The following is a 17,781-nucleotide window of genomic DNA, read 5'->3' as shown; positions in this document are numbered from 1 at the left end:
CCGCCTCACATCAGAGGATTTCGAGCGCCAGCGCGATCCCCTGCCCGCCGCCAATACACAACGTGACGATGCCGCGCTTGAGCCCGTCACGGCGCATTGAATGAATCAGCCGGGTCGTCAGCACTGCGCCGGTCGCACCGATCGCATGGCCGTGCGCAATCGCGCCGCCCTCGATATTGACGAGTTCTTCGTCGATTCCGAGCGTGCGCAGCACCGCGATCGGCACGGCAGCGAAGGCCTCGTTGATCTCAAAGCGTTCGACATCCTTCAGTTGCCAGCCGGCGCGCGCCAGCGCCATCTGCACGGCCGGTACCGGGCCGAGTCCGAACATGCCGGGCTCGACCGCCGCAATGCCGTAAGCAACCAGGCGCGCAAACGGTTCGATGCCGCGCGCCTCGGCAAAGCCGCGCTCCGCGACCAGCATCGCCGCGGCGCCGCTGTTCAGGCCTGGCGCATTGCCGGCGGTAATCGTGCCGTCGGGGCGGAACGCCGGACGCAGTTTGGCAAGCGTCTCAACGGTGGTATCCGCGCGCGGCTGCTCGTCGCGTGAAAACGGCTGCGGCCCCTTGCGGCTTTGCACCGGCACGCTCACCAGCTCGGCGTCGAACCGGCCGCTCTCCTGCGCCGCCGTGAATCGCTGCTGCGAGCGCGCGGCCCAGCGGTCCTGCGCCTCCCGCGTGATCTCCATCTGCGTCACGAGGTCTTCGGTGTGCCAGCCGGAGTGTTCGCCGGAGAATGCATCCACCAGGCCGTCGCGCAGCATGCTGTCGTGCACCTGCGCGTTACCCATCCGGTAGCCCCAGCGCCCGCCGTCCAGCAGATACGGCGCGCGGTCCATGTTCTCCATGCCGCCCGCCACCGCGGCGTCGCCAAGACCCAGCCAGATTTCGTTTGCCGCCGAGGCAATCGCCTGCGCGCCCGAGCCGCACACCCGGTTGACGGTCAACGCCGGCACGGCGACCGGCACACCACCGCCGATTGCCGCCTGGCGCGCCGGGTTCATCCGGTTGCCGGCCTGAATCACATTGCCCATCACCACCGAAGCCAGTTCCGCGCCGGCAAGACCGCTGCGGCGCAGCGTCTCACGCACGGCGGTGGCGCCGAGATCGGTGGCCGGCACCTCCTTCAGCGTGCCGTTGTACGCGCCAATCGGCGTTCTCACGGGGTTGCAGATCACTACGTCTCGCTTGTTCATGACGACCTCTCACAGTTAGAGCACAACATCACCTCAGTTGACGGCCAGCGCCGCCGGCGCCGCTGCATCCCACCCGCCACCCAGCGACCGGTACAGCGCCACGGCCGCCAGCGCGTGTTCACGCTTCGCCTGGTTCAGCGCCTCGGAGTCGAGCAGATACGCCTCCTGCGCCGCAAGCACATCGAGAAAACTGGATGCGCCGTCCTTGTACAGTTCGGTGGAAAGCCGCAGCGCATGCCCCGACGCGTCCAGTGCGCCGCCCAGCCGATCCACCTGGACGGCGTCGTTGACCAGATCGCTGCGCGTGTCCTCGACTTCCTTGAGCGCCTGCAACAGGGTCTGCTGCAGGCCGAGTTGCGACTCGCGCAGCTTGCTTTCGCTCTCGTCGATACCGGCGCTGATCCTGCCGGCGTTGAAGATCGGGCTCGTCGCGCTCAACGCCGCGCTGAACAGGTTGTCGGTCAGCGTGGGCAGACCCAGATAAGACGACGCCAGCAGACCGTCCGCCAGATTCAGCTTGAACTGCGGATAGCGCTGCGCCTTCGAGGCGCCCACTTCCGCCGCGCGCTGCTCGACCGCGGCGTAAGCGGTGCGCACATCGGGCCGGCGCAGCAGCGCTTCGGACGGCAGCGTCTGCGGCACGCTTTGCGCCGGCACCGGAATATCGCGCGTGTCGGTTAGCACGAGGCTTCCCACGCTTTCCGGCGTCCGTCCGCAGTACACCGCGATCAGGCTGAGCTGATGCTGGATGCGCGACTGCACCTGCGGAATCTGCGCCTGCAGATCCTGCAACTGGTTCTGCGCACGGGCGACGTCGAGCTGCGTGGACAGGCCGTAGTGCAGACGCTCCTGCGTGAGCTTGAGCGCGCGGCTTCTGATCTGCTCGTTGTCGTTCAGGATCTGCAGCTCGGACTGCGCCCAGCGCAGATCGATATAGGCCGCGGCCGCGTTGGCCGCAAGCGCCAGCCGCAGTTCATCGAGCGCGGCCGCGCGGCCCGCCGTCTGGGCCTGCGCGGCCAGCACCGCAAGCCGCTCGCCGCCGAACACATCGGGCGTCCAGCTCGCCGCCACACCGGCGCCCGCCTGCCGCACATAGCCGAGCGGCGGCGGTGCATTCAGCCGCTGGTCCGACGCGATGGCGGTCGCATCCAGCTCCGGCAGCAAGACCGAGCGTTGCTGGGTCGTGATGGCCTGCGCCTGCTTGACGCGTTCGACGGCGGCCTGCACATCCAGATTACCGCTCAGCACGTCCTCCACCAGTTGATGCATGACCGGGTCGCCAAAGCGCGCCCACCAGGCATTCGCATCCACGCTATCCTGCGGCGCGGCGACGCTCCAGGCCGTGGGCGCCACGGCTTGCACGGTGTGCGGCAGGTCGGCATGCTGGGCAGGCGGCACAGCGCATGCAACGAGGCTCAGAAACAGCACACTCGCGATGCCCTTTGCAGTGATCGATTTCATGTCGTTATCCTTATTATTCTCTAGTGAGCATCCGGCGGTGGCGCGGTCAGGCCAAACGGGCGCGAAAACACCACGCTCAGCAAACCCACCACAAAGCACAGTGCGACAGCGAGAAAGGTGTCGGAAAAGGTCAGCACGAGAGCTTCACGTAGCAGGCCCGTGTGCAACAGGTCAAGACCGGCATGTGCCGCGTTGAACGTGTCGCCACCCACCGTTGCAAGCCGCGCGGCCTGTTGCTGCAGCACGCCTTCGACGACGGGCCGCCCTGCTGTGAGATGTTCGTCGAGCCGTTCGTAGTGGAGGTTCAGGCGGTCGTTGAGCATCGTGCTGCTGACCGCAATGCCGATCGCGCCGCCCAGGTTGCGCATCAGATTGAACAGGCCGCTCGCCGAGCGCAGCCGCGAGGGCGGCAGCGAGCCGAGCGCCATCGTCACGATAGGCGGTACGCAGAACTGCTGGCCGATACCGCGAAGAGCCTGGGGCAGCAGGAGTTCTTGCCAGCCCCATTGATTGGTCAGCGGCACATACAGATAGCAGCCCAGACCGAAACACACAAGGCCGAACACCATCAGCCAGCGCATGTCGATCACGCGCGCCAACAGCGAATAAGCCACCAGCGACATCAGTTGAAAACACCCCACCGACAAAAGCGCGAGACCGGTCTGCAGCGAGTCGAACCCGCGCACGCGCGTGAGAAACACCGGCGTCAGAAACACCGTGCAGAAGATGCCCACTCCAGTAATGAAAGACAGCAGGCTGCCGACGCCGAAGTTGCGGATCGCCAGCGCGCGCAGATCGACAATCGGCTCCTTGGCGGTGAACGCGTGCACGAGAAACAGAAAGCCGCAGATGGCGGAGATCCACGTGCAGGCGATGATCGCGTCGTCGCCGAACCAGTTCTTGCGCGGCCCTTCCTCGAGCACATACTCGAGACAGCCGAGAAAACCGGACATCAGCAGCATGCCGAGGTAGTCGCCTTTTTTCAGCAGCGACAGATCGACGTGATCGATATGCACGAAGCGCGGCACCAGCAGCGTGACGAACACGCCCGGCACGAGGTTCAGATAGAACAGCCAGTGCCAAGACCATTGCGAGGTGATCCAGCCGCCGATCACCGGACCGACGGTCGGCGCAAGCGAGGCCAGTGCGCCGATGGTAGTCGAGGCAATCAGCCGCTGCTTGCCGGGGAACAGCACGAATGCCGTCGTGAACACGGTGGGAATCATCGCGGCGCCGAGCGCCCCTTGCAGGCCGCGAAACAGGATCATTGAATTGATGTCCCACGCGAGACCGCACAGCATGCTGGTGATCGTAAAGCCGAGCGCCGAGAACGCAAACAGCCAGCGTGTCGAGAAAACGCGCGTGAGCCAGCCCGACATCGGGATCACCAGAATTTCGGCGATCAGATACGAGGTCTGCACCCACGACAGCTCGTCCTGGCTCGCGGACAGACCACCGCCGATATCGCGCAACGAAGACGCGACGATCTGGATGTCCAGCGTCGCCATGAAAAAGCCGAGACACATCAGCGCGAATGCGAAGGCCTTGGTGCGGGTCGGCTGGTCGGCGGGGTTCAAAGGGGGGTGGGTCATGGCAGGCCTGAAGCGAAGTGCGAACGCGGCGCGGGGTTACGAGTGCGCGGCAGCGCCTGTGGTGGCGGTAGCGCTCGCGGTGCCTGCGGAGCCAGTGCCCGTGCCCGTGCCTGTACCGGTGCCCAGATGCACTTTCACGGTCGCAGAGAGACCGGGACGCAACACGCCTTGCATGTCCTGCGGCACTTCGAGGCGAATGCGCACCGGCACACGCTGCACGATCTTGGTGAAGTTGCCGGTGGCGTTTTCCGCCGGCAGCACGCTGAAGGTCGCACCGGTGGCGGGCGCCAGGCTGTCCACCACGCCGTGCAGGGATTGGCTGGAGGCGTCGAGCGTCACGTCAGCTGTGTCGCCAGCGCGCATCTTCTTCAACTGGTCTTCCTTGAAGTTGGCGTCGACCCACAGGCCGGTTGAAGGCACCACCGTCAGCAGCGATACGCCCGTATTGGCAAGCAGCCCGACCTGGGCCGTGCGATTGCCCACATAGCCGTCAACGGGAGAGCGGATCGTGGTGTATTCCACATTCAGTTCGGCCACACGCTGTGCCGCCTGAGCCGTCGCCACCCGCGCTTGCGCCGCACCGATCTGCGCATCGAGCACGCTGATCTCACGCTGCGCAGCGAGCAAAGCAGCGCCGCTGCGATCCACCGCTGCATGTGCCTTGACGAGGTCCGCGTCCGCCCGCTCGACGATCTGGTTCGACACCGCCTCGTCCTTCACGAGTTCGCGATAACGCGCCTGGTCCAGCGCGCTGCGGGTCAACTCGGCGCCCGATGCTTTTACCTCGGCCGCCTGCTGGTCGATGGTGGCCAGTTGCAACGATTTTCTCGCCTGCAACTCGGTCACTGCGGCCTGCGCGCTCTGCACGTCGGCGCTCGCCTGGGCGAGCCGCGCATCGTAATCGCGTGCGTCGAGCCGGATCAGCACCTGATTGACCTGCACATGCTGGTTGTCGCGCACCAGCACATCCGTGACGAAGCCGTTCACCTTCGGCGCCATCACGGTCACGTCGCCGCCTACGTAGGCGTCGTCGGTGCTTTCGACAAAGCGGCCCACCAGCAGCCAGTACGACACCGCGGCCGCCAGCACCACCAGCACGGCGATCACCGCGAGCAGCATCCACGGCGTGCGGCGGGCCGGTTGTGCGAGGCCCGCGGCGCTGGGCGGGGCGAGAGTCGAAGGAGTCGTGGACATGATGATATGTGTGTATGCACTAACAATATTGAAAACGGGCGTAATCGACACGCCACCCATGACCCGGCCGCTCAGGATGCCCGGTCCGCTTGCAACGAAAACATCTGGCCCAAAACTCTGCCTCAGGCCTTCGTCATCTCCAGCAGTTCGCGCCGCAGCGTTGCCGCGTGTTCGACGCCAAAGCGCTGTTCGAAATCTTCCTGCGCCGCGTGCCAGTGAATCAGCGCAGCCGCATACTTCGCGTCGCCAGCCGGTGTCAGGCTGAGTGATAGCTCCCTGCCCTTGCTTTGCGCGCTGCGGCTCGTCAGCAGGCCGTCACGCTGCAGGGGCTGAATCGCCCGCACCAGAGTGGTCCGCTCCATCACCATCGCGTCGGCGAGCTGCTTCATTGTCAGCGACTTGCCGCGCGAGATCCGGCCAAGAATCGAAAACTGCGTGATCGTCAGCCCGACCTGCGCGAGATGCCGGTCGTACAACTGCGACACGTAACGCGCCGCCTGGCGAATCGCAAAACAGTCGTCATCGGGTAGCCATTGCATTGCGTCGAATTCTCTTCGGAGTGCATACGCACTCATAGTCATAAAACTTTCTGGCCAATTCCTGAAGCGACCGGCTCCGTGCCCCGGTGCGCAGCACTGCAATCCGCGCGGGCCGCCGTCACTCCGCCGTCAGGCCAAACAGTTCGGCGCGCAGCGCCTTGGCCCGCTCGCGGCCGAACTTCCCTTCGAACTCCGCCTGCGCATTCCGCCAGGCAATGGCCGCCTCGGCAAACGTCGCCTTGCCGCTCTCTGACAAACTGAACAGATAGGTCCGGCCGTCATGTTCCGACGCCTCGCTCACCACAAAACCGTCGCGCTGCAGCGGCTTGAGCGCCCGCACCAGCGTAGTGCGGTCCATCACCATCGCCTCGGCCATCTCCGCCATGGTGGCCGGCGCCGTTCGCGCCAGCTTTGCCATGATGGTGAACTGCGCAGCCGTCAGCCCCACCTCGCCGAGGTGGCGCTCGTAAATCTGCGTCACGTAGCGCGCCGCCTGGCGCAGCGCGAAGCAGTTGCACGCGTCGTATGAGAGAGGTCCGTTCATGCGTTGCAGTCTATATGTGCGTACGCACAGTGTCAACAAGCAAGGAAATCGAAAACGACTTGTAATCTTCACACATAAGTTATTACAATATCTTACATTTCGATCCGTCAGGCTCGAAACCCGCAGAAGCGCCTGCCTGAGCGCCTGCGGCCTGCCGCTTTCCAATCAATATGCTGACGCGAGGGGCCAACACGTCATGTCAACGGTAACCAGCAGCACCGCTTCGTCCACTACAACGTCGATTCAGGACGCCGCGCAATCGATCATCAGCGGCGCGACGAAATCGAATACCGATGTGAACGCCCTCGTCAGCGCGCTCGTCAACGCGAAAGTGGCCGGCAAGAAGGCCGCGCTGACGGGTCGCGCCACGCGCGACAACGATCAGCTCACCGCAATCGGCACGCTGAAGTCGGTGTTGTCGCTCATGCAAAGCGCGCTGGCGCCGCTGGCCAACGGCACCGCCTTCTCGACTTTCACCGCCACCGCCAGCGGCAAGGGCATCACGGCGTCGGCCGGCAAAGGCGCGGTGGCGGGCAGCTATGCCATCGACGTGCAAAACATTGCCACCTCGCAGTCCATTACGTCGGGCGCATTCACCGGCAAGGCGGCGCTCGGCTCCGGCTCGCTCACCTTGTCGCTAGGCGGCAAAAGCACCACCCTCTCGATCGAATCCGGCAAGAGCACGCTTTCCGATATCGCCTCGGCCATCAACTCGGCGGCCGGCAATCCGGGCGTCTCGGCTACGGTGGTCAACGGCGTGGACGGTGCGCATCTGCTGCTGCACGCCAACTCCACCGGCCTCGCGAACGGCATCAATGTCCAGGTCACTTCCAGCAGCGCCGAGCTCAACAAGCTGAGCGTCAAGTCCAGCATCTCCACGACTACGCCGGCCACCACCGTGGTAGATGACTCGGGCAACTGGAAGCAAAGTGTCGCCGGTCAGGATGCGCACCTCAGCATCTCCGGCATGCAGGTGGCGAGTCCGAGCAATATCGTCACGTCCGCGATTGACGGCCTGACGCTGAACCTCTCGGCCGACGCCGTGAGCAGCAGCCCGCAGACGCTCACGATCGCCCAGGACGTCACCGACCAGAAGACCGCGATTGGCGCGTTTGTGACGGCCTACAACAACTTCGTCACCACCGCCGCTTCGTTTACCGGCTTCGATAAAACCAAGAAGGCCGGTTCCCAGGGCGGCGTGCTGCTCGGCGACGCGACGATGAACGCGATCCGCAACACGCTCTCGGGGGCGATGAGCGGCGGGCTGAAAGAAGGTGCCGGCGCGGCCAACCTCGCGGGCATCGGCATCACGTTCCAGAAAGACGGTACGTTGAAAACCGACGACCTCACGCTAACCAACGCGTTGACCAACAACTCCACCGGAGTTGCCGCACTGTTCAATTCGAAGACCGGCCTGGCCGCTTCGCTGAACACCTCGCTGACGTCGTTCCTCAAGACTGGCGGCACGCTCGATACGCACAGCAATGCGCTGACCACCGACATCAAGTCACTCACCGACCAGCAGACCCAGCTCACCGATTACACGGACAAGCTGACCAAGGGCTATAACGCGCAGTTCACGGCGCTCAACCGGATCATGACGCAGATGGCCAACAACGGCGACTATCTGACCGCGCTGTTTGGCGGGAAGAACAGCGCCGGGGCGTTGGCGTCCAACAAGTAGGCGTCACAGCAATCTGTGCACAAGCCGCGCCGCCGCCCGGGCGGTGCGCTTGTCCTGATCGAGAGAGGGGTTGTACTCGGCGATATCCGCCGCCCGCAGCTTGCCCGACGCGCGCAGTTTCACCACCATCGCTTCGACGACCGCCAGCGGCACACCCAACGCCGCCGGCGCCGATACGCCCGGCGCGGTCGCACCCGGCAGCACGTCCAGATCGATAGTCAGATAGATATCGTCTGCGGCGCCGATCCACTGCTCCAGTTGCGTCAAACGTTGCGCAAGCTGAGACTCCTGCGCGTCCGTGTCGGGCACGTAGCGCACGCCCAGTTGCTGCGCCCGCGCAAACAGCGCCGCGGTGTTGGCAAGATCGCTGATGCCGATGCAGACGTAGTTGAACGGCAAATCACGCCCGGCACAATCGCAGGCAATCTGATCAAACGGGGTGCCCGAATTCGCGGGACGCGTCTGCCGTAAATCGAAGTGCGCGTCGAAGTTCACAATCAGCAGTTGACGCTGCCCGCCCGCTGCGTCCAGGTGCGCACGCAACCCGCGATAGGTGCCCCACGCTACTTCATGGCCGCCGCCGAGCACCAGCGGCCGCCCGCCGCATGCGAGGATCTCGCCGACGAGGCAGCCCAACTCATGCTGCGCGGCTTCCAGATCGCCATCGTCGCACAGCACGTCGCCCGCATCGTGCACCGCCGTCTGCGCCTTGGCCGGCAAACCGGCCAGCGCACGCCGCAATTCCTTCGGTGCGTGTGCCGCGCCGGTACGCCCCTGGTTGCGCCGCACGCCCTCATCGGAACCGAAGCCGGCGATCACGGGCGTTTCGTCGGCGAGCCGCCCGCCCGTGAAGCGCGACACCTGATTGAACACGCGCCGCGTATCGCCCGGCTCGCCGTCGTCGGAGCGGCCGCTCCACACCTTGTCATCGAACGGGACTCTCATGCTCGCGCCAATACCGCTTGCAAGAACGCGCGCGTGCGAGGTTGCGTCGGCGCCGAGAAAATCTCCGAAGGCGGTCCCGCTTCGACAATCACGCCGCCGTCCATGACCACCACGACATCCGCGACCTCCTTGGCAAAACCCATCTCGTGCGTGACGACCACCATCGTCATGCCCTCGCTCGCCAGCAGTTTCATGACCTGCAGCACTTCGCCGACCAGCTCCGGGTCGAGCGCCGAGGTCGGTTCGTCGAACAGCATCACACGAGGCTGCATCGCCAGCGCCCGGGCAATCGCCACACGTTGCTTCTGGCCGCCCGAGAGGCTCGCCGGCATCACATGTGCCTTGTGGGCAAGGCCGACTTTTTCGAGCAGCGCCAATGCCGCGGATTCGGCATCGGCTTTGCTCAGGCCACGCAGCATGCGCGGGCCGACGGTAATGTTGTGCAGCACCGAGAGATGCGGGAACAGATTGAACGACTGGAACACCATGCCGACTTCGGTACGCAGCGCATTGAGTGAACGCTCCTTGAGCATGACCCCGTGATCCACCAGACGGTGACCGCAGATGTCCACGGTACCGCCTTCGGGCTGCTCGAGCCCATTGCAGCAGCGCAGGAAAGTACTCTTGCCCGAACCGCTCGGTCCGATCACGACCACGACCTGTTGCGGCTGAATGTCGAAGTCGATGCCGTTCAGCACGACGTGCGAACCGAACGATTTGGTCAGCCCGCGAATCTGGACGATAGGTTGCGACGCGTTATTCATTGCACCATGCCTCCTGCACGCAAACGGCGCTCGACGCGATGCAGTGCGTAATTGGTCGCCTGGGTCAGCACGAGATACACCAGCGCAATGGCCAGGTACACCTCGAGCGAACGGTACGACACGCTGATGATCTTCTGGCCTTCGTGCATCAGGTCGTCGATCGTCAGCAGTGAAACCAGCGCCGAGTTCTTGATCAGCGCGATAAATTCGTTGCCGAGCGGAGGGATCATCCGCACCACGGCCTGCGGCAGGATGACCGCGCGCATCGCCTGGCCTGAGGACATGCCGATCGAACGCGCGGCTTCCATCTGCCCGCGATCCACCGACTGGATCGCTCCGCGCACGATCTCCGACACATACGCCGCCGAATACAGCCCAAGCCCCAGCATGCCGCACACGAACGCCGGCAGCAGAATGCCGAACTGCGGCAAGCCGAAGAACAGCAGGAACAGTTGCACGAGCAACGGCGTGCCGCGGAAGAATGTCAGGTAAGCGGTGCAAAAGCCGTAAACCAGGCGGCGCTGCGGTGAGAGGCGGCCAATGCCAATCAGGAGTCCGAGCAGGCAACTCAGCGCGAGCGCCGCGGCGGTCACTTCCACCGTGACGAGCGCGCCGTGCACGATGTCGGCCCAGCCGGCAATGACCGGAGAGAAATCGAGTTCCATCTGTCTGACTCAGCCGGTTATTGCGCGCCAGCGCCGAACCACTTGTGGACGATCTCCGCGTAGGTGCCGTCCGCCTTGATCTTCTCGAGCGCGGTGTTCAACGCGGCCTTCAGCTCAGGCTCGTCCTTGCGCACCGCAATGCCGTACTGCTCGGTGGTGAGCTGCTGGGTGATCACGCGAAAGCCGCCGCGCGTTTTCGCCAGTTGATACGCGGCAGGTTTGCCGGTGACAGCGGCATCCGCACGGCCAATACCGACCAGATCGAACATTTCCTGATTCTTTTCGACTTCGACGCGCTGCACCTGCGGATAGTTGTCACGCAGGAAGTTGACCGACTTCGTACCCACCTGCACCGACACCTTCTTGCCGTTCAGGTCGGCAAGCGTCTTGACCGGCGAATCGGTTTTCACCAGCGCGACGAGGCCACCCGCGTAGTACGGCTCGGTGAAGTCGACTACTTTGGCGCGATCGTCGGTGATGTAGATGGCCGAGATCGCCGCGTCGAAGCGGTGCGCAATCAGCCCTGGGATCAGGCCTTTGAAATCGATGTCGGTCCATTGCACGGTCTTGCCCATCGCTTCGGCAAGCGCATTCATCATGTCGATGTCAAAGCCGGTGCGCGCGCCGTTTTCGGTGAACTCCATCGGCGGGAAGGTGGCGTCGGTGGCGACCTGCAGCACGTTGGCGCCTTGCGCCGAGGCGGTACCGGTAAAGCCAGCGAGCGAGACGGCGAGCGTCAGGCAGGTGAGAGACAAGAGACGGTGCAGTTTCATGGCGAAGCTCCTTAAGAGGTTCAATGCAGAGGATCAATGCAAGGATCAGGGCGAGGATCGACAAGCGATCGACGCAGAATCAGGATCGGTGCCGGGTAATCATTCAGTTTGCAAATGCTCGGAAATGGCGCGGGCCGTCCGTAGCGTCCCGTCGATAAACTGGTTTTCGTGGCCGGCGACGCGGCTAGACGGCGCCATCAGCGTGATCGAGGCGCTGCAGCCCGCGGCACGTCCCGCACGGTGGAAGATCGGCGCGCTCACGCCCCACACGCCCGGATCGACTTCGCTATCGCTAACCGCGTAGCCTTGCGCACGCACGCGCGCCAGTTCGGCTTCGAGCACGGTACGGCCTCTCACGTCATCGTCGAACATGCTGTCGAGCACTTCGGCGCGCGCCTTGTCGTTCATGAACGCCAATAGCGACTTCGCCGACGCACCGGCCTTCAATGGCACGGCCCGTCCTTTCTCGAAGGAACAACGCAACGAATGCTGGCTTTCCACCATTTCGAGGCACATCACCTGGTTCTTCACTGCGACGACAAGGCCGATGCTCTCTTGCGACACCCGCGCCAACTGCTGCATTTCGCTGCGGCTCGCTTCGACGAGCAGCGAATTGACGTCGAAGCCGAGCGCGAGCTGCAGGCTAATCGGGCCAGGGGCATAGTGACCGGCGTTCTCCGCGACGAAACCCCAACGCTTGAGCAGTGCGATCTGCCGGTAAAGGGTGCTTTGCGCGAGCCCGGTGATGGATTGCAGATCCCTGACTGAAAGCGCCTTGCCATGACTGGCCAGCGCTGCGAGGACAAGCAATACACGCTCGGCACCAGTGACATTCTGTTCCGCGTTCACGACGACGACACCACGAAAAACAATGAAGTCAGGATGCCAGATCGTTCTCAGATTTCAAAAATCGATTTCCCATGCAATGGGAATGAAGGAGGAGGGTTTTCCCGAAAGAGGAACAAATCCCGCGCGTACAGAACGACGCGCAGATCGCAAGGCTGGAGAGGATTGACTAACGCTAACGCTAACGCGCTGCGAGAATGCGCGCAGCAGTAACATCAGACGAAAGAGAGTCAGGTGAGGAGGCGCCCCTCACAGCGCCAGCACACTCACCCCAACATCGACGCGGTGCGCGCCGCCGCCGAGTATCATCCCGCGCAGCAACGACACGTCGCTGTAATCGCGGCCAATCGCAAGCGTCACGTGGTCCATGTCGGCGAGCACATCGTTGGTCGGATCGAGGTCGATCCAGCCGCTGCCGGGGCAATGCACGGAAACCCAGGCGTGCGACGCATCCGCGCCGATCAGACGCGGCTGGCCCGGTAGCGGATCGTTGCGCAGATAGCCGCTCACGTAGCGCGCCGGCAACCCCAGTGACCGCAAGCAGCCGATCATCACCTGGGCAAAGTCCTGGCACACGCCGCTCTTCAGTTCGAACGCACGTTCGGCGGGCGTATCGAACATCGTCGCCGAGGGCTTGTAGTCGAAGTCGCGGTGAATGCGATGCATCAGGTCGATTGCGCCCGCCGCGATAGGCGTGCCGGGCGTAAAGCTCGGCAGCGCATAGGCGCGCAGTGCCGGCCTCAGCGTGATATTCGGCGAAGCAAAGCAGAACTCCACTTCGGGCCGGAACTCGCCGCCCACGCGAAAGCGCAGCGCCTCGGCCACCTCCTCCCATGCGGGTGTGGTGTCCGGGTCGAGCCTGGTCCAGCGCGGCGTCAGTTGCACGGTGGTCTCACTGACCATCTGCAGCCGCTCATGCGGGGCGTCGATCGTGAAGTACAGCACGTCGTTGCCGAACGCATCGATCCGGCTGTGCAGATAAGACGGCGCCGGCTCGATCGTCTCCTCATGCGAAATCACGCGTTGCCATGCGCACACCAGCGGCCGGATGGTCGCAAGATGCTGCGCCGTTTCGACAAACGTCGAGTAGCGATACGTGGTGCGGTGCGAAACCGACAGGACGGTCTGTGCGGTCTTCATGACGACACCTGCGAAGCGAGTGTGTTGGCGTGGCTGAAGTAGCGCGCGCTGATTTCATTGGCCGCCGCAGCCGCGAAGGCGCCGAGGTCGTCGCAGACCTGAATCAGTACGGTATAGGCGCCGTGTTCGTCCCGTTCGCACAGCCGTTCGAGCGACGGCAGCGTATCGGGCGGCGGCATCAGATCGACAAACGAGCGGTGCCGGGTACCGCCTGCCGCAATCGTGATCTCGTCGAGCTTGCCGCACAGGCGCTCATAGACACCGTACAGACCGCGCGGATTGGTCGGCTCGACCACCAGCAGATCGAGTAGCGCCGGCACTTCGAGGCGGCCTGGGTAGAGCGAGCGATACGTCAGCGTGCTGTCGAACAGTTGCAGCAGCAGATCGAAACCGGCCGGCGTCGCAAGCTGCCCCTTGTCGGCCACCACGCGCAGGATCGAGGTCATTGCCGCCACCCGTTCGATATGCCGCCCCGCGAACAGCAGGCGCCACGCTTCGTCGCGCGTCATGCGGTCGCCTTGCGCGCCGCTGATCGCCGAAAGCTGTGTGGCCAGATGTTCGAGCGCGTCCATCAGCGTGACACGGTCGTAGCGGTCATGCCGGGCGCCGCCGGGCACGAGGACCGCACCGTTTGAGCCATTCGCCCCGTTCGCCCCGTTCGCTCCATTTGCCGCATTCGCCCCGTTCACGCCGGCAGACGACGCACTAGCGGGCATCAGCTCCTGCAAGGCATCACGGAAGTCGTTGCGGGCGGCAAGAATCGTGCGCCAGTGGTCGTTCGAGAGCCGGCCGCGAATTTCGCCGCTCGCCCGCACTTGCGCCCCCAGCACCTGGCCGATGCTGGCGGTGCCGTTGGACTCGTGCAGATTCGCGACCAGCGTGCGCTCGAAGGCCTGCTGCGAGTCGTCGGCCTGCACGTCACCGTATTGCACCAGACCGCAGTACAACGCCAGTTCGACCAGCGTTTCGAACATCGCGTCCGCGTCGTTGCTTTCCAGCGAACCGAGAATCAGCCGCAGCAGCCGCACGTTGTTCTCGGCGCGCTCGCTGTAACGGCCTGCCCAGAACAGATTCTCGGCGGCACGGCTGGAGACCGTGCGATGCTTGCGCGCGAGATCGGCGGGCTTCATCGGCGAAGGCAGCAGCGTGAAGGTCGAGATCGGCTGGCTCGACAACACCCACGTATCGACACTGCTGCCGCCGAACTGCATCGATACGGTGGCCTGCCGTTCCGCCGCAAGACGCGTGAAACCACCCGGCATCACATGCCAGCCGCCGTTGAAATCCGCAATCGCGTACACACGCAAAACCGATGGCCGGCGCCCGAGCGTACCGTCCTCATAGCGCGGCGCACACGAATACGGCAGCGGCAACTGGATCGTGAAGTTATCGGGCAGCGCTTCAATGCGATTGCGCCAGGCGGCCAGATGCTGCAAACCCTGCGCCATGCCCGGCGCGCTGTCGCGTTGCACCGCCGGCCAAGTGGGTACAAGAAAGGCTTCGTCGAGCCGTGCAAAGGCATGCTCGCGTGCCGCCTCCTCGCCGCACCACCAGGTCGGCACGCCCGGCAGCAACAGATCTTCGCCCAGCAGCGCCTCGGAGATGCCGGGCAAAAAGCCATGCAAGGCGGGCGATTCGACAAAGCCCGAACCCGGCACGTTCGAGACGATCACATTGCCGGCCCGCATCACCTGCAGCAGGCCCGGCACGCCGATAGACGAATCCGCGCGCAGTTCGACCGGGTCGCAAAACGCGTCGTCCAGCCGGCGTAAAACCACATGCACACGCTCGAGCCCTCCGAGCGTCTTCAGATACAGCATGTCGTCGCGCACCGTGAGGTCCTTGCCCTCGACGAGCGTCACACCCAGGTAGCGCGCCAGAAACACATGCTCGAAGTAAGTCTCGCTGAACGGCCCCGGCGTAAGCAGCGCAATGTGCGGCGAACTGTCGGCCGCATCCCCGTGCATGGCGGCGCGGGCCGACTGCACGAGTGTGGCGATCAGTTGCGAATAGGTGGGCGCGAGCCGGTTCACATGCAGCGAACGGAACGGCTCGGCGAACTGGCTCGAAACGATCAGGCGGTTTTCCAGCGCGTAGCCGAGGCCGGACGGCGCCTCGGTGCGATGCGACATGACCGTCCAGCCGCCGTTCGGCGCGCGCGCCAGATCGACGCCGACGACCTGCAGATATTGACCGCCCGGCGGCGTAAAGCCGCGCACCGAACGCAGATAGCCAGGATGGCCGAACACCAGTGCGGGCGGCAACTGGCCACACTGCAACAGCGTCTGCGGGCCGTAAACGTCGGCCACCACCGCGTTCAGCAGTTGCGCGCGCTGCATGACGCCCTGCTCGATCTCGGCCCACTCGGCCTCGCCGATCAGAAGCGGCAGCAGATCGAGCGCCCACGGCCGCGGCACGCCCTTGTCCGCGTAGACGTTGTAGCTGATGTCGTTATCGCGGACCTGCTGCGCGACCGAGGCCTTGTTGTTCTCGAGCCGGGCAATGCCGTCTTCGCCCAGCAGTTCGAAAAACTGCCGCCACGGTTCGCGCAACGCCCCCGACGCATCGAGCAACTCGTCCCAGTGCCCGTCGCGGACCGGCAGCACCCGCAGGAGCGACAGCGCATCCGCGTGCGCCGCGGTTGCCTCAAAGGGAAAAGTCGATTGAAAGGCCAAGGTCGTATCGGGTTAATTGTTCTTCGGGATCACCAGTATCGTAAGTCCAACGTGAACGGGAGTTCCAGACTGCGTTGCGGCGCCTCGGCCACGAGCGGTCCTGGCGTGTGACCCATCGTGAAGAAGCGCGCGCGCCGCCGGCTTTCGGCCTCGTACGCGTTGACCGGGAAGGTATCGTAGCTGCGCCCACCCGGATGAGCCACATGATACTGGCATCCGCCAATAGAACGGCCGGTCCATGTGTCAACAAGGTCAAAAGTCAGGGGCGCGTCCACCCCAATGGTCGGATGCAGCGCCGACGGTTGCGACCAGGCGCGGAACCTCACCCCCGCCACGTACTCGCTGACGCGGCCAGTGGACTGGAGCGGCACAGGCACGCCATTGACGGTCACCACATGGCGGTTGTCGTTGAGCCCCAGGGCCCGTACTTCGAGCCGCTCCACCGACGAATCCACATAGCGCACCGTGCCGCCAGGCGAACCCTCCTCGCCCATCACGTGCCACGGCTCCAGCGCGCTGCGGATGGTCAGCGTGACGCCGTTGGTCGTCGTCTGCCCCACCAGCGGGAAGCGGAACTCGAAATGCGGCTCGAACCACGAGCGGTCGAAGGCGTAGCCGGCCTCGGCGAGATCGGCGAGCACGTCGTCGAAATCCATCTGAACAAACGTGCCGAGCAGGAAACGGTCGTGCAGTTCGGTGCCCCAGCGTGTGAGCCGCGTGGTGTACGGCGTCTTCCAGAAACGCGCCACCAGCGCGCGCAGCAGCAACTGCTGGGCGAGACTCATGCGCGCATGCGGCGGCATTTCGAAGCCGCGCAGCTCCAGCAGACCGAGGCGGCCGGTCGGGCCGTCGGGCGAATAGAGCTTGTCGATACAGAACTCGGCGCGGTGCGTGTTGCCGGTCACGTCGATGAGGATATTGCGCAGCGAACGGTCGATCATCCACGCCGGCAGTTGCCCGCCCTCGCGGCCGCCGAGCAGGTCGATCTGACGCTGCAGTTCGCGGAACGCGATTTCCAGCTCGTAGACCTGGTCGTTGCGCGCCTCGTCGACGCGCGGCGCCTGGCTGGTCGGCCCGATAAAGAGTCCCGAGAACAGATACGACAGCGAGGGGTGATTGAGCCAGTACGCCACCAGGCTTGCGAGCAGGTCCGGACGGCGCAGGAACGGGCTGTCCGCGGGCGTCGCGCCACCGAGTACGAAGTGATTACCGCCGCCGGTGCCGGTGTGGCGGCCGTCGGTCATGAACTTCTCGGTGCTCAGATACGTTTCGTGGGCCGACTGATAGAGATACTCGGTATGGTCGACCAGTTGATCCCAGTTCGAAGCCGGATGGATGTTGACTTCGATCACGCCCGGGTCGGGCGTCACCTGCAGCATCTTCAGACGCGGATCGCGCGGCGGCGGATAGCCTTCAATGACGATCTTCATGCCCAGTTCGGCTGCGGTGGCTTCGACAGCCGCCAGCAGGTCCAGATAATCGTCGAGCTCGGTGAGCGGCGGCATGAAAACATGCAGCATCTTGCGGCCGCTGCCGAAGTTCTCGGTCTCCACCTTCGGGCCCGCCGCGCGGGCTGGGTCGCGCGCTTCGACGCACAGCGCGGTGCGGGTGATCCAGCTAGCCGATTCACCGCGTTCGGGGACGCGTAGCGAGGCGGTGGCGGCGCTTTCAGGGCCGCTGCCGCGCAGCGCGGCCGCGGTGCCTGCCGCACCCGCTGCACCAACCGCGGCCCCGCCGTCCTCGCCACCCACGCCCCGGCCACCC

Annotated in this window: 15 protein-coding genes; 1 reads left to right on the top strand and 14 read right to left on the bottom strand. The window is 64.5% G+C overall.

Annotation, left to right across the window (positions count from 1 at the left end; translation table 11 throughout):
- Window positions 1–10: 10 nt before the first annotated feature.
- The 6 genes from FFS45_RS40145 to FFS45_RS40120 form a co-directional block, all read right to left on the bottom strand.
- Window positions 11–1,195 carry a thiolase family protein gene (locus FFS45_RS40145; RefSeq protein WP_137960146.1) on the bottom strand — a complete coding sequence of 395 codons (1,185 nt, stop codon included), beginning with the start codon at window positions 1,193–1,195 and terminating at the stop codon, window positions 11–13.
- Between the two features lie 33 nt (window positions 1,196–1,228).
- The gene (locus FFS45_RS40140) at window positions 1,229–2,656 is read right to left on the bottom strand and encodes an efflux transporter outer membrane subunit (protein ID WP_137960145.1); all 1,428 of its coding nucleotides are present in this window, start codon (window positions 2,654–2,656) and stop codon (window positions 1,229–1,231) included.
- Window positions 2,657–2,676: 20 nt separating this feature from the next.
- Entirely contained in the window at window positions 2,677–4,248 is a 1,572-nt protein-coding gene (locus FFS45_RS40135; RefSeq protein WP_137960144.1) for a DHA2 family efflux MFS transporter permease subunit, read from the bottom strand.
- Between the two features lie 36 nt (window positions 4,249–4,284).
- On the bottom strand, window positions 4,285–5,442 hold the full coding sequence (locus FFS45_RS40130; RefSeq protein WP_171029891.1) for an HlyD family secretion protein: 1,158 nt from the start codon (window positions 5,440–5,442) through the stop codon (window positions 4,285–4,287).
- Window positions 5,443–5,564: 122 nt separating this feature from the next.
- The gene (locus tag FFS45_RS40125) at window positions 5,565–5,981 is read right to left on the bottom strand and encodes a MarR family winged helix-turn-helix transcriptional regulator (protein ID WP_137960143.1); all 417 of its coding nucleotides are present in this window, start codon (window positions 5,979–5,981) and stop codon (window positions 5,565–5,567) included.
- Between the two features lie 118 nt (window positions 5,982–6,099).
- On the bottom strand, window positions 6,100–6,525 hold the full coding sequence (locus tag FFS45_RS40120; RefSeq protein ID WP_137960142.1) for a MarR family transcriptional regulator: 426 nt from the start codon (window positions 6,523–6,525) through the stop codon (window positions 6,100–6,102).
- Window positions 6,526–6,721: 196 nt separating this feature from the next.
- Here FFS45_RS40120 and fliD point away from each other — a divergent pair, with 196 nt between their 5' ends.
- A complete protein-coding gene (gene fliD, locus FFS45_RS40115) occupies window positions 6,722–8,209 on the top strand; it encodes a flagellar filament capping protein FliD (protein WP_137960141.1) in 1,488 nt (495 codons plus the stop codon).
- Between the two features lie 3 nt (window positions 8,210–8,212).
- Here the strand turns inward: fliD and hutG are convergent, their stop codons facing one another.
- From hutG to FFS45_RS40075, 8 genes are all read right to left on the bottom strand, one after another.
- The gene (gene hutG / locus FFS45_RS40110) at window positions 8,213–9,154 is read right to left on the bottom strand and encodes a formimidoylglutamase (protein ID WP_137960140.1); all 942 of its coding nucleotides are present in this window, start codon (window positions 9,152–9,154) and stop codon (window positions 8,213–8,215) included.
- Window positions 9,151–9,918 (bottom strand): amino acid ABC transporter ATP-binding protein, encoded by a 768-nt coding sequence (locus tag FFS45_RS40105; RefSeq protein WP_137960139.1) that lies wholly within the window; start codon window positions 9,916–9,918, stop codon window positions 9,151–9,153. Before FFS45_RS40105 ends, hutG begins: the two co-directional genes overlap by 4 nt.
- Entirely contained in the window at window positions 9,915–10,583 is a 669-nt protein-coding gene (locus FFS45_RS40100) for an amino acid ABC transporter permease (protein WP_137960138.1), read from the bottom strand. The genes FFS45_RS40105 and FFS45_RS40100 overlap by 4 nt, the downstream gene beginning before the upstream one ends.
- A gap of 17 nt (window positions 10,584–10,600) precedes the next feature.
- Window positions 10,601–11,356 carry a transporter substrate-binding domain-containing protein gene (locus FFS45_RS40095; RefSeq protein WP_137960137.1) on the bottom strand — a complete coding sequence of 252 codons (756 nt, stop codon included), beginning with the start codon at window positions 11,354–11,356 and terminating at the stop codon, window positions 10,601–10,603.
- A 99-nt stretch (window positions 11,357–11,455) separates the two neighbouring features.
- The gene (locus FFS45_RS40090; protein WP_137960136.1) at window positions 11,456–12,205 is read right to left on the bottom strand and encodes an IclR family transcriptional regulator; all 750 of its coding nucleotides are present in this window, start codon (window positions 12,203–12,205) and stop codon (window positions 11,456–11,458) included.
- A gap of 246 nt (window positions 12,206–12,451) precedes the next feature.
- The gene (locus FFS45_RS40085) at window positions 12,452–13,342 is read right to left on the bottom strand and encodes a transglutaminase family protein (RefSeq protein WP_137960135.1); all 891 of its coding nucleotides are present in this window, start codon (window positions 13,340–13,342) and stop codon (window positions 12,452–12,454) included.
- Window positions 13,339–16,017: a circularly permuted type 2 ATP-grasp protein gene (locus FFS45_RS40080; protein WP_137960134.1), complete on the bottom strand. Its 2,679-nt coding sequence runs from the start codon at window positions 16,015–16,017 to the stop codon at window positions 13,339–13,341. The genes FFS45_RS40085 and FFS45_RS40080 overlap by 4 nt, the downstream gene beginning before the upstream one ends.
- Before the next feature lie 29 nt (window positions 16,018–16,046).
- A partial coding sequence (locus tag FFS45_RS40075; protein ID WP_171029890.1) for a transglutaminase family protein occupies window positions 16,047–17,781 on the bottom strand: 1,735 nt, incomplete at its 5' end.

Source organism: Burkholderia sp. 4M9327F10 (assembly GCF_005503145.1).
GTDB lineage: Bacteria > Pseudomonadota > Gammaproteobacteria > Burkholderiales > Burkholderiaceae > Paraburkholderia.
The sequence above is the reverse complement of the archived record's forward strand: the minus strand, read 5'-3'. Positions and strand labels throughout refer to the sequence as shown.

Bases quoted from the DNA above. Each gene is read 5' to 3' on its own strand.
- FFS45_RS40145 (WP_137960146.1), bottom strand. From the start codon at position 1,195: ATGAACAAGCGAGACGTAGTGATCTGCAACCCCGTGAGAACGCCGATT.
- FFS45_RS40140 (WP_137960145.1), bottom strand. From the start codon at position 2,656: ATGAAATCGATCACTGCAAAGGGCATCGCGAGTGTGCTGTTTCTGAGC.
- FFS45_RS40135 (WP_137960144.1), bottom strand. From the start codon at position 4,248: ATGACCCACCCCCCTTTGAACCCCGCCGACCAGCCGACCCGCACCAAG.
- FFS45_RS40130 (WP_171029891.1), bottom strand. From the start codon at position 5,442: ATGTCCACGACTCCTTCGACTCTCGCCCCGCCCAGCGCCGCGGGCCTC.
- FFS45_RS40125 (WP_137960143.1), bottom strand. From the start codon at position 5,981: ATGCAATGGCTACCCGATGACGACTGTTTTGCGATTCGCCAGGCGGCG.
- FFS45_RS40120 (WP_137960142.1), bottom strand. From the start codon at position 6,525: ATGAACGGACCTCTCTCATACGACGCGTGCAACTGCTTCGCGCTGCGC.
- fliD (WP_137960141.1), top strand. From the start codon at position 6,722: ATGTCAACGGTAACCAGCAGCACCGCTTCGTCCACTACAACGTCGATT.
- hutG (WP_137960140.1), bottom strand. From the start codon at position 9,154: ATGAGAGTCCCGTTCGATGACAAGGTGTGGAGCGGCCGCTCCGACGAC.
- FFS45_RS40105 (WP_137960139.1), bottom strand. From the start codon at position 9,918: ATGAATAACGCGTCGCAACCTATCGTCCAGATTCGCGGGCTGACCAAA.
- FFS45_RS40100 (WP_137960138.1), bottom strand. From the start codon at position 10,583: ATGGAACTCGATTTCTCTCCGGTCATTGCCGGCTGGGCCGACATCGTG.
- FFS45_RS40095 (WP_137960137.1), bottom strand. From the start codon at position 11,356: ATGAAACTGCACCGTCTCTTGTCTCTCACCTGCCTGACGCTCGCCGTC.
- FFS45_RS40085 (WP_137960135.1), bottom strand. From the start codon at position 13,342: ATGAAGACCGCACAGACCGTCCTGTCGGTTTCGCACCGCACCACGTAT.